Origin of the sequence: Diaphorobacter sp. ED-3, assembly GCF_027625375.1 — a bacterium.
Lineage (GTDB): Bacteria > Pseudomonadota > Gammaproteobacteria > Burkholderiales > Burkholderiaceae_C > Diaphorobacter > Diaphorobacter nitroreducens.
Window position 1 is genome coordinate 2,634,678 of record NZ_CP115182.1, and the last position, 15,756, is coordinate 2,650,433.

Below are 15,756 nucleotides of genomic sequence, written 5' to 3' on the forward strand. Positions count from 1 at the left end.
TGTCCTTCCAGACCATGCATCCTCCCCTTTCTTGCAGCCTGCGATTGCAGCGGCGCGCCCTGTTGAAGGCGGCGGGCGCTGCCTGCGCCATCGGCGCAGCGGCATATGCGCCCGTGGCGCGGGCGCAGGAGCCACGCGCTCTCGCAGTCACACAGATCGTGGATCTGTCGCCACAGAACCAGGACGTCAGCCGTGACTTCCTGATCGGGTCCCGGGCTGCATGGACGGACCTGAACGCTCGTGGCGGCGGCATTCGCGGCCGCTCCGTCCAGCATGTGGTGGTGGAGACCGACGGGTCGGCTGCCGCAGTTCGCACGGCGTGGAAGGCGGCATACGACAACGCCGCGTGTGTGGCATTGTCCGGGTGCGTGGGGGACAGCACGGCGGCCGCCATCGCCACCCTTCAGACGGGCGAGGCCGCACTGGCCCACCTGGCACCGTGGCTCCTGCGGCAATGGAAGGACGACAGCGACACCGTCTTTCCCATCTTTCCCAATTACCGGGCCCAGATGACCCATGCCATTCGCTCTCTCGCGGTCATGGGAGTGCAACAGGCGGGTGCGGTCTACGCCAATGCGACACTCCAGCAGCAGTTGCAGGGTCTGGTCACCGAAGTGGGCAAGGCCATGGGGTTGCGCATCCAGCCCCTCTCGCCCCAGGAGCAACGCGGAATTCCCCCCGCCATCGTGCTGTTCATCGGGGGCACTCCGGAGCTTCACGAATATGTAAGACACCTGACCCTGCCCCAGGGCCGGCAATGCTATGTAGTGGCCCTTGCCGATGCGAATCTGCAGGTGCTGGCGCAGTTGGGTGGCATTCCGCGCGGCATTTCCGTCATCGCCACGCAACCGGTTCCCTTGGTGTCGCACGGCATGTCCATCGTGCGCAACTACCGCGAGGTCATGGCCAAGCTCTACGACGAGCCCCCCTCGCCCCAGGGGCTGGCGGGCTTCATCGCCGCACGGTATACCGCAGAGGTGCTGCAGTCGGTGACCGGGCCGGTCACACGCGCCAGCGTTCTCGCCGCGTTGCGTAAACGCGTAGAAATCCAGGTCGGCGGCTACCTGGTGGCCTACGAAGACAGACGCCTGGCCAATACCCACGTCACACAAAGCATGCTCACGGCCGACGGACGCATCGTGGGCTGAGACGTGGCCGCCCTGCAGTCGTTTTCTCCCCGGCGCCGATGCTATGCTGCACCGCTGGAAAACCTGCGCACAGCGTGCATCCCCATGCAAGATGGAATACTGCTGGCAGCCGTGGATCTGGGCTCCAATAGCTTTCGCCTGGAAATCGGCCGCCTCGAACACGGGCAGATCCGCCGTGTCGAATACCTGAAAGAAACCGTTCGCCAGGGCGGCGGCCTCGATGAGGACCGCAACCTCACGCAGGACGCCATGCAGCGTGGCTGGGATTGCCTTGCCCGGTTTGCAGAGCGGCTTGCGGGTTTTCCAGCCGCTCATGTCCGTGCGGTGGCGACGCAAACCTTGCGCGAGGCACGCAACCGGGAAGAATTCATTACCCGAGGAAGCCGGATTCTGGGCTTTCCCATCGACGTCGTATCCGGGCCTGAAGAGGCGCGGCTCATCTACCAGGGCGTGGCAAGACTGCTGCCGCAATCCGACGAAAAGCGCCTGGTCGTGGACATCGGCGGTCGCTCGACGGAATTGATTCTGGGGCAGCAGTTCACGCCAGGTACCGTGGCGTCCTACCGCGTGGGCAGCGTGGCTTGGTCTGCCCGCTACTTCGCTGACGGTTCCTTCACGCGCCACGCTTTCGAAGCCGCTGAGATCGCCGCCAAGGCCGTGCTGGACGAGGCGATGGACAGTTACCGGCGCCAGACGTGGGATGTGGCCTATGGCTCATCAGGCACCGTCGGGGCCGTTGGCTCCATCCTTGCTGCCGCCGGCGGTGAGGAGGGTGTGATCCGCCGGGAGGGCCTCGACTGGCTGCAGGACCAGTTGATGCGTGCGCGCCATGTAGACCGCCTGCGACTGGACGGCCTCAAGGACGACCGCAAGGCGGTGATTGGAGGGGGCGTCAGCATCGTGCGTGCGATCTTTGATCTGCTGGATATCGAACGCATGACCGTGGCGCAAGGCGCCCTGCGCCAAGGTGCCCTCTACGATCTTCTGGACCGCGACCAGCCCGAAACGGATTTGCGCTCAGCTACCGTGCGCTCGCTCATGCACCGTTTTACGGTGGACCACGCCCATGCCGAGCGCGTTGCCGAACTGGCCTGCCGCCTGTTCCGCGAGGCTTCCCCGCAAGGCAGCGAACGTGCCGCCCGCAAGCTCGGCTGGGCCGCCTGCCTGCACGAGATCGGGTGCCGCATTTCACACAGCGACTACCACCATCACGGCGCCTACATCCTGGACCATACGGATGCAGCCGGCTTTGCCTTGCCCGAACTGCACCATCTGGGGCTCCTGGTGCTGGGCCACCGGGGGAAGGTACGCAAGCTGGAAGCCGCGAATCTCGCCGATCCGGTCTTTGCCTTGCAGCTCATGTGCCTGCGCGCGGCAGTGGCCCTGTGCCACGCGCGGCGCCCTCCAGACGTAGAAGGTATCCATCTGCAGGTGGAAGGCCGCCGCTGTACCGTGCAGTCGCGCACCGGCTGGGCAGCGGCCTATCCGCAGTCTGCACACCTGCTGCGGGAAGAATCCGATGCATGGCAAAAAACGCCATGGGAATTCGTGACCGAGCTTTCTTGATCTGATGGCGCCGCAACATAAAACGATATAAACTGTTTATATCGTTTTTCAGTCAGGCAAGGCATATGGCACGAACTCCCGCTACCGACACAGCGGCCCCGGCCGCGCAGGCCCCTGCTCCAGCTCCGGCAAAAGATCTGGCAACAGAAGCGCCAGCGGCTTCGCCGAAGAGGTCGCCGGCAAAGCCTTCCAAGGCACACGTAAAAGCGCCCCTCAAGGCGGCCACCAAGGCAGCGCCATCTGTGGCCGACAAAGAAAAAGACATGAAGGCCAAGAAGCCCAAGCTGGTGCGCGATAGCTTCACCATCCCGAAGGACGAGTACGCCGTCATCGAAACGCTGAAGGAACGCACGGCCCGCTTGTCGACGCCTGCCAAGAAGAGCGAGTTACTGCGGGCCGGCCTCAAGGTATTGTCGCAACTGGACGATGCCACCCTGCAAAAGGCAATGCAGTCCATACCCGCAATCAAGACCGGGCGCCCTAAGTCGGACAAGAAATAGTCTGCTTTGCAAGGCAGGTTGGAAGATCGCCTGCCCTGCCCTGTCCTGCGCTCCAGCTACAGGAATTCGGGCGATTGCACCGCAAGCAGGATGGTCTCGCTGGCATCCTGTCGTTGCCGATGGCGCAGCCACCACACAGCTCCCTTGCGGATGGAACATTCATCGGCACGCAATCCCAGGAGCCGCGCCACCGTTTGCCCCAGCATTGGCTGATGGCCCACTACCAGCACTGCCCCCCGCGAACGCGGCCACTGGGCCAGTTCCAGTAGCTCATCGGGTTGTCCGCCCGGCAACAGTTCTGCACGCAGCTTGTATTTGCGGCCCAGTGCTTTTGCGGTCTGCTCAGTGCGCCGTGCGGGGCTGGCAAGCACGCGCAATCCGTCGGGCAGTTGGCGATCGAGCCACACCGCCATGCGCGCCGCCTGTTTTTCGCCACGCTGCGTCAGCGGCCGGTCCAGGTCGTCTTCGTTCTCACCGGCATTTTCCGCCTCGGCATGGCGCCAAAGTATGAGATCCGTCATGCGCTTTCTTTCCGGGGCACGGGCGCAGCTACGGGGGCGTAGCGCGCCATCAGGGCATTTTGGGCTCCCGCGCCATCCAGCACATGCGGCGCGCGGGAATAACTGCCATCGCTCTCCAGGCTCCACGCATCACGGTTGTCGTGCAGGTAGGCCACAAGGCATTCGTCAATGATGCGCTGGCGCAGCTTCTTGTCCGTCACCGGCCACGCCAGTTCCACGCGGCGCAGCATGTTGCGGTTCATCCAATCGGCGCTGGACAGGTAAAGGTCTTCCCGCGTACCGCTGCGGAAGTAAAACACGCGCGTGTGCTCCAGGAAGCGACCGATGACGGAACGCACCCGGATGTTCTCCGTGGCGCCCGCCACCTGTGCGGGGAGGATGCATGCGCCGCGCACGATGAGGTCAACGCTTGCGCCACGCTGGCCCGCGCGGATGAGCGCCTGCACCAATGCCTCATCGGTCAGCGCGTTCATCTTGGCGACGATGCGGCCGCCCTCGCCGCGCTCAGCCGCCAGCCCTGCCTGCTCAATTTGCTCCAACAGGAACGAGTGCAGGTCGAAGGGCGCCATGACCAACTGCTTCAGCGGTGGCAGCCGGTTCTGATTGGCCAGATGGTCAAAGACGAGATCCATGTCCGCCGTCAGGTCCGCATCCGCCGTCAGATAGCTTAGATCGGTATAGAGCCGGGCCGTGCGTGGGTTGTAATTGCCAGTGGACAGGTGCCCGTAGCGCCGCAGGCGCCCTCCTTCGCGGCGCGTCACCAAGAGCATCTTGGCATGGGTCTTCAAGCCCACGACGCCATACACCACCTGCGCGCCGATGGACTCCAGCGCTTCGGCCCAGTTGATGTTGGCCTCCTCGTCAAAGCGTGCCTTCAGTTCCACGACTGCCGTCACTTCCTTGCCGCGACGCACCGCCTCACGCAGGAGCTCCATGAGTTCCGAATCCGAGCCCGTGCGATAGATGGTCTGCTTGATGGCCAGCACCTGCGGATCGTTGACCGCTTCGCGCAGGAATGCCAGCACTCCGTCAAAACTCTCGAAAGGCTGGTGGATGAGCAGGTCTCTGCGGCGCAGCTCCGCCATGATGGAGCTGGAGCGCGGCAATTGCACTGGCCATGCCGGGCGCCACGGAGGGAACAGCAAGGCTGGCACATTAATCAGTTCCACCATCTGCACCAACCGCACCAGGTTGACAGGGCCATGCACCCGGTACAGCGCCGCGGCAGGCAGAGCGAACTGGGATTGCAGGAATTCGGCCAGGAATCGCGAGCAACCGGAAGACACCTCCAGGCGCACCGCTTGACCGAAGTGCCGCTGCTGCAGTCCCTGCCGCAGGGCGGTGCGCAGGTTGCGCACGTCTTCCTCATCCACAGCGAGGTCCGAGTGACGGGTGACGCGGAACTGCGAAAATTCGTACACCTCGCGGCCCGGAAACAGGTCCACCAGGTGCGTGCGGATGATGCTGGAGAGGCTGACGAACTGCATGCCCGTGGGCGCCACATGTGCGGGCAGGCGCATGATGCGCGGCAATACGCGCGGCACCTTGACAATGGCGATCTCGTTTTCACGCCCGAAGGCATCGCTGCCGCGCAGGCGCACGATGAAGTTCAGGGATTTGTTCGCCACTTGGGGAAATGGGTGCGCCGGATCCAACCCCACCGGAATGAGCAGCGGGCGCACATCGCGCTGGAAATACTCACGCACCCACCGCCGCTGCGCCGCCGTGCGCTCGCCATGCGAGACCATGCGTATGCCCTGCGCGGCAAACGCGGGAATCAGCGAATGGTTGTACAGGGCGTATTGCCGCTCGACCAGATCGTGGGCTTTGCGTGCCAGCGCCTCAAACGAATGCAGGCTGTAGCCTTGCTTGGCTTCACCACTGTCCGCCGCGGCAAGATGGGCAGCGGCACGTACTTCGAAGAACTCGTCAAGGTTGGAAGAAACGATGCACAGGTAGCGCAGCCGCTCCAGCAGCGGCACGTCTTCCCGCATAGCCCAGTCCAGCACCCGTTCATTGAAAGCAAGAATGCTGTGGTCACGGTCCAGCAACGGCACGCCACCCACGGGAACCGGCAGAGCGGCGGCGGCCCCCTTCTTTTCCACGCCGGTATCCGGTTCCTCGTCGATCTGGCGAGAGACAGCGGACGGAGTCACGGAAGAGGACATGGGAGCACATAGAAGAAGAAGTGACTGCCAGTATTCGCCATGCCAATGACAAATTCATGACATTGACTTGTTTCTGTCATGCGTTGCTCGGGATACCTTTCCGAAGGCGTACTCGTCAATGTCCCAGGAAGTGCTTCCGGTAGCGAGGGGGCAGATCCACCAGGCGCATCAGCATGGGCAGGTCGGCCGTGTTGAAATCCGGGTCCCAGGCAGGCGCTCCCAGAATCTTGGCACCCAGGCGCAAATAGCCCTTGATCAACGCTGGCGGCTCCACATCCATGCTGCTGTCCAGGTGCTCGACAGGCAGCGGCAAGCGGGGCAAGACATGGTATTCGATGGGCGCGAGATGCGTCTGGCGCAATTGGTGCCAGATGCTGGCGGCCACGTCGCCCGTGACAATGCCGCCGTGCAGCATCGGGATGCTGGCGCAGCCGATCATCGTGTCCAGCCGGTTGCGGGCCATGAAGTCCGCCAGTGCGCCCCACAGCGCAAGAATGACGCCGCCATGGCGATGGTCGGGGTGAACGCAACTGCGGCCCAGTTCCACCATGCGCTCACGCAGGCCGCGCAGGCGCGTCAGGTCGAACTCGGTATCGCTATACGTGCTGCCCACGCGCTGGGCCTGCGCAGGCGTCAAGACCCGGTAGGTGCCGATCACTTGCCGCGACTGCGTGTCGCGCACCAGTAGATGCTCACAGTAGTCGTCAAAGAGGTCCACATCATGGCCGGGCAGCGCGGTCTGCAGACGTGCGCCCATTTCCGAAGCGAAGACATCGAATCTCAACCGCTGCGCTTCACGGACTTCATCGAGATGCCGCGCCCAGGCCACCTCCACACCGCCGTGCGACGCTGCACCGTGGCCCACACCTTCCGTGCTGCGTGGGCGGTGAAGTGACCCCCTGGGAAGGGTCACGGGGCTCAAGGGCATGGTGGGGTTCGGCAAGTCGCTCATTGGCACTCCTGATGTCGCAAGGACCACGCGTGCCTGCCCGAAGATGCCGGAGCACCGCATTCCTTGGACATGACTGTGCATACGGCCCGTGACGGCGCGGTGTCGCCTTCGTGGCGACTTTGTGTCATGGGACTAACCCTGCCAAAAAGAGATGGCCGAAAACGCCCCGCCGCTAATACAATTTGCTACAAATCAGGATTTCCAACGTCACCATCTTCGGACTGCTGGTCCATGTCGCACCCGTCCACCGCCCTGGCGCAGGACCCAGGGCAGGTTTCTCCCGGGGCGATGCAGCGCGTCCTGCGGGAACAGCAGACCTTGCTGGACAGCGCGGGTGTCGGGATCGTGTTCATTCGCAACCGCGCTTTGGTGCGGTGCAACCAGCGCTGCGCCGAGATCTTCGGCCTACCCTCGCCCGAAGACGCGATTGGCCGAAGCAGCGAAGCCCTGCACCCAAGCCGGGGAGCGTTCCGCGAACTCGGCCGCGCCGCTTATCCGACCCTCGCGCGCGGTCAGGCGTATCGCACGGAGCGCCAGCTGAAACGCTGCGACGGCCAACTGTTCTGGGCGCACCTCACCGGGCGATTGATCAACCCCCGGGACAGCCGCGAAGGGTCCATCTGGATCATCGACGACATCGACGAGCAAAAGCGCGCTCAGGCGCAGTTGCAGGCGGCCTTGTGGGAAAAGCAGGTGCTGTTCGACAGTGCCATGGTGGGCATCGTCTTCCTGCAAGAGCGGCGCATGACACGGTGCAACCGCCATTTCGAGCAGATCCTGGGGTACGGCCCGGGCGAACTGGCAGGGTCCTCGTCGCGGCGGTGGTATTTGAGCGACGAAGACTGGCACGAGGCCGGGGTGCGCTGCTATGCGCCGCTGGTGCAGGGACAGGCCTTCGAAGGCCAGATGGTCTTGCGCACCCGCGATGGGCGCGCCATTGAATGTGAGGTACGCAGCAAGGCCGTCGATCCGTCGAATGTCGCGCAGGGCTCCATCTGGATCGTGATGGATGTGAGCGAGCGATTGCGCATTCAGAGGCAGCTCGCGGGCATGCATGGCGAACTGGAGCAGCAAGTGCGCGACCGCACGCGCGAGTTGCAGGAGACAGTGGGCAACCTGCACCGCGAGATCCAGGACCGTCAACGCGACCAGGAACGTATCTACTGGATGGCGCACTACGACGCGCTCACCGAACTGCCCAACCGCGTCCTTCTGGCCGAGCGCGGTCAGGACGCGATCCGCCAGGCGCAAGAGTCCGGTGCGCCCCTGGCCGTGATGTTCCTGGACTTGGACAACTTCAAGCACGTGAACGACTCGCTGGGCCATCGCATCGGCGATGCACTGTTGGTGGAAATCGCACAGCGCCTGCGCACCACGGTGCGGCAAAGGGACACCGTGGCGCGTCTAGGGGGTGACGAGTTCGTGCTCCTGCTACCCGGCGCCAACGCGCAAGGCGCCGCCCGGGTTGCGGCCAAGATGCAGGAAGCAGCCCTGCAGCCGGTGCACATCCAGCACCATGAATTGTCGCTGGCCCTGTCCATGGGGATTGCGCTCTTTCCTGAGCATGGGAGCGATTTCGAGACCCTGATCCAGTCGGCCGATACCGCGATGTACCGCGCCAAGGCGGACGGACGCAACAGCTTCCGGTTCTTCACGCCCACGATGCAGGCGCAGTCGGCCCGAGCGCTGCAGTTGACCAACGCGCTGCGGCGGGCTCTGGAGCGCAACCAGTTGTCGCTGCATTACCAACCCCAGGTGTCCATCGCGTCGGGCCGAGTCTGCGGCGTGGAGGCGCTGCTGCGCTGGCATCACCCAGAGCTGGGTGCGGTATCGCCGGCAGAATTCATTCCGGTGGCAGAAGACACTGGGCAAATCCTGCCCATTGGCGAGTGGGTGCTGCGCACGGCGCTGGCGCAGTTGCGCACCTGGCATAACCAGGGACTTCCGGCCCTGACGATGGCAGTGAATCTGTCCGCCGTGCAGTTCCGCCAGCCGCAGTTGCTGGAGCTGGTGGACCGGCTTCTCGCCGAGTACGGAGTGCAGCCCCACCTGCTGGAGCTGGAGCTGACCGAGAACGTGGCCGTCGCGGACCCCCACGCCGCGATCGCGACGATGGACCAGCTCCACGCCAAAGGCGTGCGCCTGTCGATGGATGACTTTGGTACCGGCTATTCGTCGCTGAGCCATCTCAAGCGATTCCAGATCTACCGGCTGAAGATCGACCAGTCCTTCGTGCGCGACCTGGACCATGACGGCAACGACCGCGCCATCGTCAGCGCCATCATCCGCATGGCGCAGGCGCTGGGCATGCGCACCACGGCCGAGGGGGTAGAAACCGCCCATCAGCTGACGTTCCTGCGCGAACAGGGCTGTGATGAAGCCCAGGGTTTCTATTTCAGCCGGCCCCTGGGGGCCCCGCATCTGCAGCAGTATCTGCTGCAGCGCCCTGCCTGATTGAACACTCAAAAGTGCCTGTAGCGCCCGTCTATCAAGCGCAAGCAGCTACACTAACAATAGCAAATCAGCCCGCACGCGCCGCGTCTGCCATGCGTTGTGCGCAGCGGTTCGCCTGCTCGGCCTCACGTGCCTCCACCATCACGCGCAACAGTGGCTCCGTGCCGCTGGCGCGTACCAGCACGCGGCCATGGGCGCCCAATTCGGCCTCTGCGTCGCGGATGGCATCCGCGAGCACAGGGTTGGTTTTCCAGTCCTGTCCCGGGTTCAAGCGTACGTTGAGCAACACCTGAGGAAACAACGGCACGTCCGCGAGCAGCTGTGCCAGCGTTTTGCCGCTGCGCACGCACGCCTGCAACACCTGCAACGCGCTGATCAGGCCATCGCCCGTGGTGTGCCGGTCCAGCGCGAGCAGGTGGCCCGAGCCCTCCCCGCCCAACAGCCAATGCTGGCGCTGGAGTTCTTCCAGCACATAGCGGTCCCCCACCTTGGCGCGCATGAATTTCACGCCGCGCCGCTGCAGGGCCTCTTCCACGGCCATGTTGGTCATCAAGGTGCCGACCACGCCGGGCACATGCTCGTCGCGCGCCAGCCGGGCGGCGACCATCACGTAGAGCAGTTCGTCACCGTTGAAAAGCCGCCCCGCCGCATCCACCATTTGCACGCGGTCCGCGTCGCCGTCCAGCGCAATGCCGTAGTCAGCATGGTTGGCACGCACGGCCCGCACCAGCGCGTCCGGATGCGTGGCGCCCACCTGATGGTTGATGTTGAGTCCATCGGGCGCGCACCCGATCGCCAGGACCTCGGCCCCCAGTTCATGGAACACCTTGGGCGCGATGTGATAAGCCGCGCCATGTGCGGCATCCACGACGATCTTCAGGCCCCGCAGCGTGAGGTCGTTGGCAAAAGTGCTCTTGCAGAATTCGATGTAACGGCCGGCGGCGTCATCCAGCCGTCGCGTCTTGCCCAGCGATGCGGAATCGGCCCACACGGGCGGTTGCTCCAGGGCGGCTTCCACCTCTTCTTCCCATGCGTCGGGCAGCTTGGTGCCTTGCGCACTGAAGAACTTGATGCCGTTGTCGGGGTATGGATTGTGGCTGGCGCTGATGACCACGCCCAGGCTCGCACGCTGGGCACGCGTGAGGTAGGCCACGCCCGGCGTGGGCAGCGGCCCCAGCAGCACGACATCCACACCCGCCGAGTTGAAGCCCGATTCCAGCGCGCTTTCCAGCATGTAGCCGGAGATGCGCGTGTCCTTGCCGATGAGCACCGTGGGACGCTCCTGCGTGCGGCGCAGCACACGCCCTACCGCATGTGCCAAGCGCAGCGCGAAGTCGGGGGTGATGGGCGACTGCCCCACCGTGCCGCGGATGCCATCGGTGCCGAAATACTTGCGGGTCATGAAATTCCTTGATTACTGGGAAATGGCGGCGCCGGTGTCCTGCTGCCGCATCGCGCTCCACACCGCCAGCGCCGCCACGGTGTCGCGTACGTCATGCACACGCACCACCCGCGCACCGCGCTCCACGGCAAGCACGGCCGCGGCAACGCTTGGTGCCATGCGTTCGTGCACAGGCAGGCCAGTGACGGAACCGATGGACGATTTGCGCGACCAGCCGGCCAGCAACGGGTAGCCCAAGGCCAGGAGCTCGGGCTGGCGGGCCAGCAGGGCGAAATTTTGCTCGACTGTCTTGCCGAACCCAATGCCATAGTCGAGTACGATGCGGGCCTTTTCCACGCCCAGCGCTTGCAGTTCCTGCGCTGAGCGCTCCAAAAAATAGAGCACTGACGGCACCACATCTTCCTCCATGGGCGTGGCCTGCATGGTCTGCGGGTCCCGGTGCATATGCATCAGGCACACGCCGCAGCGCGGATGGGCGGCGACGATCCCGGCCGCCCCTGGCTGGCGCAACGCCCAGATGTCGTTGACGATGTCCGCCCCCAGGTCCAGCACCGCCTGCATGACCTGGGGCTTGTAGGTGTCGACCGAGACTGGCACCCCCAGGCGCACCGCCTCCACCACCAGCGGCACGACGCGCGCCAGCTCTTGCTCCAGCGGCACCGCCGGGCTACCCGGGCGCGTGGATTCACCGCCGATGTCCAGGATATCCGCGCCATCCTTGATCAGCTGCTCGCAGTGCCGCAACGCTCCCCGCGTATCAACATGCCGGCCGCCGTCTGAGAAGGAATCTGGGGTGACGTTGACGATCCCCATGACCTGGGGACGCGTGAGGTCCACGTCGAAACGTGTGGTTTGCCAGCGCATGCGTGAGTGAGTGAGAGCCGTGAAATACAGAAAACGGGGCGCGAGGCCCCGTTCTTCATGCCAAACCGCTGTCAGGCGGCGGAGGGCGCCGGGTCCGGCTTGACGGCCGGAGTGCCGCCGCTGGAACCATCACCACCCGAAGGAGGGGTGCGCGGCGTCCAGTCCTTGGGCGGGCGAGGCGCCCGGCCGGCCATGATGTCGTCCAGCTGTTCGGCATCGATGGTTTCCCACTCCAGCATGGCCTTCGCCATGGCGTGCATCTTGTCCTGGTTCTCTTCGATCAGGCGGCGTGCCAATCCGTACTGCTCGTCGATGATGCGACGCACCTCAGCATCCACCTTCTGCATGGTTTCTTCGGAGATATTGGTGGTCTTGGTCACCGAACGGCCCAGGAACACTTCGCCTTCGTTCTCCGCGTACACCATGGGCCCCAGGGCCTCGCTCATGCCGTAGCGCATCACCATGTCGCGCGCGATGGACGTGGCGCGTTCGAAGTCATTGCTGGCGCCCGTGGTCATCTGGTTCATGAACACTTCTTCGGCAATGCGCCCGCCGAACAGCATGGCGATCTGGTTCAGCATGTACTCCTTGTCGTAGGAGTAGCGGTCCTTCTCGGGCAGGCTCATGGTCACGCCCAGCGCGCGGCCGCGCGGAATGATGGTGACCTTGTGCACCGGGTCGCACTTCGGCAACAACTTGCCGATCAGCGCATGGCCTGCTTCGTGGTAGGCCGTGTTGCGGCGCTCTTCCTCGGGCATGACCATGGTCTTGCGCTCAGGGCCCATGATGATCTTGTCCTTGGCCTTCTCGAAGTCCTGCATCTCCACGGTGCGCGCATTGCGCCGTGCAGCCATCAACGCTGCTTCGTTGCACAGGTTGGCCAAGTCTGCGCCGGACATGCCGGGCGTTCCGCGCGCAATGATGGCGGGGTTCACGTCCTGCCCTACCGGAATCTTGCGCATGTGCACACCCAGGATCTGCTCACGCCCACGAATATCAGGCAGCGTCACATAGACCTGGCGGTCGAAACGGCCGGGGCGCAGCAAGGCAGCGTCCAGGATGTCGGGACGGTTGGTCGCAGCCACGACGATCACGCCCAGGTTCGTCTCGAAGCCGTCCATCTCGACGAGCATCTGGTTCAGTGTCTGCTCGCGCTCGTCATTGCCACCGCCCAGGCCAGCGCCACGCTGGCGGCCCACGGCGTCGATTTCATCGATGAAGATGATGCAGGGGGCGTTCTTCTTGGCGTTCTCGAACATGTCGCGCACACGCGCCGCACCCACGCCGACGAACATTTCCACGAAGTCGGAGCCCGAGATGCTGAAGAACGGCACCTTGGCTTCGCCAGCAATGGACTTGGCCAGCAGCGTCTTGCCGGTGCCCGGAGGGCCGACCAGCAACAGGCCACGCGGGATGCGGCCACCGAGCTTCTGGAATTTCTGCGGGTCCTTCAGGAAGTCGACCACTTCCTTCACCTCTTCCTTGGCCTCGTCGCAGCCCGCCACGTCCGCGAAGGTGACGGTGTTGTTGTTCTCGTCCAGCATGCGCGCCTTCGACTTTCCGAAGCTGAAGGCACCACCCTTGCCGCCGCCCTGCATCTGGCGCATGAAGTACACCCACACGCCGATCAGCAGCAGCATGGGGCCCCAGCTGACCAGCAGGGTCATGAGCAGCGAGCCTTCTTCGCGCGGCTTGACGTCGAACTTGACGTTGTTGTTGATCAGGTCGCCCACGAGGCCGCGGTCGAGGTAGGTGGCCGTGGTGCGGATGCGGCGGTCATCATTGGTGACCGCCACGATCTCGGTGCCGCCCTGCCCTTCCTGGATGGTCGCGCTCTTGATGCGGTTGCTGCGCACCTCTTCCAGGAATTCCGAATAGCCGATGGTTCCGGCGCCCGCGCCCGCACGGGTGTCAAATTGTTTGAACACCGTAAAGAGCACCATGGCAATGACCAGCCAGACGGCGACTTTTGAAAACCACTGATTGTTCAAGCGGAACTCCAGATTCAGAAGTGGGAGGCCGGCCACGACACTGTCATGGAAACGTCCTAACGCAATTGGGGTTCATTTTAGGCGTTTCAACCCGCCAGCACCGCCCATTAACCCCGGCACAGGCCATGGTCAAGGCGCTGCGGTCAACCTTGACGCTTGAGCCCCATGCCCACCAGAAAGGTCTCCGATGATTTGTCGCGCGAGGCCTTGGGCTTCATCGGCTTGACCACGCGAAAGGTGTCCTTGAAGAGTTGCACCAGCTGGGAGTAACCGCTGCCGTGGAACAGCTTCACAACCAGTGCCCCCTCAGGCTTCAGATGGTGCACGGCAAAGTCCACCGCCAGCTCGATCAGGTGCGCGATACGCACGGCATCCACCGACTCCACGCCCGACAGATTGGGCGCCATATCCGACACCACCACATCCACGGGCCGCCCTTGCACGGCCTCCTGCAAGCCTGCCAGCACCTCTTCCTCCCGAAAATCCCCCTGTAAAAAGGTGACGCCTTCAATCGGCTCCATCGGCAGGATGTCCAGCGCGATGATGACGCCGTTGAGTTGCCCCACGGCAGCCCCGTCGGGCGACAGCCGCCGGCGCACATACTGGCTCCAGGCCCCCGGAGACGACCCAAGATCCACCACCACATGGCCGGGCTTGATCAGCCCGAGCTGTTCGTCGATCTCTTTGAGCTTGTAGGCGGCGCGTGCGCGGTAGCCCTCCTTCTGGGCGAGCTTGACGTAGGTGTCGTTGACATGGTCGTGAAGCCATGCCTTGTTCACCTTCTTGCTTTTGGTCTGGGCTTTCATGGATAGATCGGTGCGCCGCCCCGGATCGGGGGACAGCAGTATGCCGGCCATTGCCGGAGCGTTGAGATAATACGGGTATGCCTCAAATTCAACTGACTCCCGCCGAGCGCCGGGAACACCGCGCCAATGCCCACCATCTGGACCCCGTGGTCCTGATCGGTGGCGACGGACTTACGGCCGCCGTTCAAAAGGAGATCGATGCCGCACTCAAGGCCCATGGACTCATCAAGGTGCGCGTCTTCAACGACGACCGCGCCGCACGCGAGGAGATGTATCAGCAACTGGCCGATGCGCTGAACGCCGCACCCATCCAGCATATCGGCAAGCTGCTGGTGCTGTGGCGGCCCATTCCTGCGAAAGAGAAAGCCATCGACGAAGACCGCATGCCCGGTCCCCGCGATGTGAAGGTACTCAAGTTCAGCAAGCGCGGCGGCCAGCGCCCCGAGGTCAAGCAACTGCGTGTGCTGGGTAACCAGCGTCTGACGCCTGGCGGGCAGATCAAGCGCGCCAAGCCCAAGCAGAAGTCGGTGAAAAAACGCCAGGCCGATTGACCCTAGATCCTATGAACGCACCGCAGCCGCAGCAGCACCAGCGCCACATCCTTTGCATGAAGTGGGGCGCGAAATATGGCCCCGAGTACGTCAACCGGCTTTACGCCATGGTGCGCCGCCACCTGAGTGGCGAGTTCAACTTCGTCTGCCTCACCGACGACGATGCGGGCATACGCCCCGAGGTGCAGTGCCTGCCCATCCCGCCGCTGAATCTGCAACTGGCGCCCGGCCAGCGGGACGGCGCCTGGAAGAAGCTCACGACCTTCGAGGCCGACCTGCACGGCCTGCGCGGCACAGCGCTGTTCCTCGACCTCGACGTGGTGATCGTGGGCGGGCTGGATCCCTTCTTCGAGCAGCCGGGTGAATTTCTCATCATCCACGACTACCCCCGTTTCTGGCGCTTTGGCCAGCGGATCACGGGCAACTCCTCGGTCTACCGCTTTGAACTGGGCGCGCATGCCGATGTGCTGGCGTACTTCCGCACGCACATGGACGAGGTGCAGGCCAGCTATCGCAACGAGCAGGCCTTTCTGTCACGCTTCCTGCATGCCCAGGGCAAGCTGTCGTACTGGCCTGAAGGCTGGTGCCCGAGCTTCAAGTACGACGGCATTCCCGTGTGGCCGAGCAACTACTGGCGCGAGCCCTTCGTGCCCGAAGGCGCACGCATCATGATCTTCCACGGCGAATGCAATCCGCCGGATGCGCTGGAGGGACGGCGCAACAAGCGCTTTCACCACATCCAGCCCGCACGCTGGGTGGCGCGCCACTGGCACGAATGACGAGGTCGCCCCGCCACGAAGCGGGGCGGAGAGGAACCGTCAGCGCCAAGGCGC

13 protein-coding genes are annotated in these 15,756 nt (G+C 64.0%); 6 read left to right on the forward strand and 7 right to left on the reverse strand.

Going from position 1 to position 15,756, the window contains the following annotated elements; all coding sequences use genetic code 11:
• Window positions 1–14: 14 nt before the first annotated feature.
• The 3 genes from PCQ86_RS12840 (at window position 15) to PCQ86_RS12850 (ending at window position 3,214) form a co-directional block, all read left to right on the forward strand.
• A complete protein-coding gene (locus PCQ86_RS12840; RefSeq protein ID WP_011805580.1) occupies window positions 15–1,148 on the forward strand; it encodes an ABC transporter substrate-binding protein in 1,134 nt (377 codons plus the stop codon).
• Window positions 1,149–1,232: 84 nt separating this feature from the next.
• On the forward strand, window positions 1,233–2,714 hold the full coding sequence (locus tag PCQ86_RS12845) for a Ppx/GppA phosphatase family protein (protein WP_011805581.1): 1,482 nt from the start codon (window positions 1,233–1,235) through the stop codon (window positions 2,712–2,714).
• A 65-nt stretch (window positions 2,715–2,779) separates the two neighbouring features.
• On the forward strand, window positions 2,780–3,214 hold the full coding sequence (locus tag PCQ86_RS12850; protein WP_041838820.1) for a hypothetical protein: 435 nt from the start codon (window positions 2,780–2,782) through the stop codon (window positions 3,212–3,214).
• A gap of 56 nt (window positions 3,215–3,270) precedes the next feature.
• Here PCQ86_RS12850 and PCQ86_RS12855 read toward each other — a convergent pair whose 3' ends face one another.
• The 3 genes from PCQ86_RS12855 to PCQ86_RS12865 form a co-directional block, all read right to left on the reverse strand.
• Entirely contained in the window at window positions 3,271–3,735 is a 465-nt protein-coding gene (locus tag PCQ86_RS12855; RefSeq protein WP_011805583.1) for a SixA phosphatase family protein, read from the reverse strand.
• Window positions 3,732–5,903, reverse strand: a complete 2,172-nt coding sequence (ppk1, locus tag PCQ86_RS12860; RefSeq protein WP_196995659.1) for a polyphosphate kinase 1 — start codon at window positions 5,901–5,903, stop codon at window positions 3,732–3,734. The genes PCQ86_RS12855 and ppk1 overlap by 4 nt, the downstream gene beginning before the upstream one ends.
• Before the next feature lie 115 nt (window positions 5,904–6,018).
• Window positions 6,019–6,855 carry a GNAT family N-acetyltransferase gene (locus PCQ86_RS12865; protein ID WP_172206702.1) on the reverse strand — a complete coding sequence of 279 codons (837 nt, stop codon included), beginning with the start codon at window positions 6,853–6,855 and terminating at the stop codon, window positions 6,019–6,021.
• A 231-nt stretch (window positions 6,856–7,086) separates the two neighbouring features.
• Here PCQ86_RS12865 and PCQ86_RS12870 point away from each other — a divergent pair, with 231 nt between their 5' ends.
• A complete protein-coding gene (locus PCQ86_RS12870; protein ID WP_270173914.1) occupies window positions 7,087–9,309 on the forward strand; it encodes an EAL domain-containing protein in 2,223 nt (740 codons plus the stop codon).
• 67 nt (window positions 9,310–9,376) lie between these two features.
• On the opposite strand, the gene glmM is transcribed toward PCQ86_RS12870, so the two are convergent.
• The 4 genes from glmM to PCQ86_RS12890 all read right to left on the reverse strand — a co-directional run bounded on the left by glmM (window position 9,377) and on the right by PCQ86_RS12890 (window position 14,372).
• Window positions 9,377–10,711, reverse strand: coding sequence for a phosphoglucosamine mutase (gene glmM / locus PCQ86_RS12875; RefSeq protein ID WP_123676411.1), 1,335 nt, complete (start codon window positions 10,709–10,711; stop codon window positions 9,377–9,379).
• A gap of 12 nt (window positions 10,712–10,723) precedes the next feature.
• Window positions 10,724–11,575, reverse strand: coding sequence for a dihydropteroate synthase (gene folP, locus PCQ86_RS12880; protein ID WP_270173915.1), 852 nt, complete (start codon window positions 11,573–11,575; stop codon window positions 10,724–10,726).
• Between the two features lie 71 nt (window positions 11,576–11,646).
• Window positions 11,647–13,566 (reverse strand): ATP-dependent zinc metalloprotease FtsH, encoded by a 1,920-nt coding sequence (ftsH, locus tag PCQ86_RS12885; protein WP_011805589.1) that lies wholly within the window; start codon window positions 13,564–13,566, stop codon window positions 11,647–11,649.
• A gap of 143 nt (window positions 13,567–13,709) precedes the next feature.
• Window positions 13,710–14,372, reverse strand: a complete 663-nt coding sequence (locus PCQ86_RS12890; protein WP_172206700.1) for an RlmE family RNA methyltransferase — start codon at window positions 14,370–14,372, stop codon at window positions 13,710–13,712.
• Between the two features lie 77 nt (window positions 14,373–14,449).
• On the opposite strand from PCQ86_RS12890, the gene PCQ86_RS12895 reads away from it, so the two are divergent.
• Together PCQ86_RS12895 and PCQ86_RS12900 are read left to right on the forward strand one after the other, a co-directional pair.
• Window positions 14,450–14,923: a YhbY family RNA-binding protein gene (locus tag PCQ86_RS12895; protein ID WP_011805591.1), complete on the forward strand. Its 474-nt coding sequence runs from the start codon at window positions 14,450–14,452 to the stop codon at window positions 14,921–14,923.
• Window positions 14,924–14,934: 11 nt separating this feature from the next.
• A complete protein-coding gene (locus PCQ86_RS12900) occupies window positions 14,935–15,702 on the forward strand; it encodes a glycosyltransferase (protein WP_270173916.1) in 768 nt (255 codons plus the stop codon).
• The last annotated feature ends 54 nt before the right edge of the window (window positions 15,703–15,756 follow it).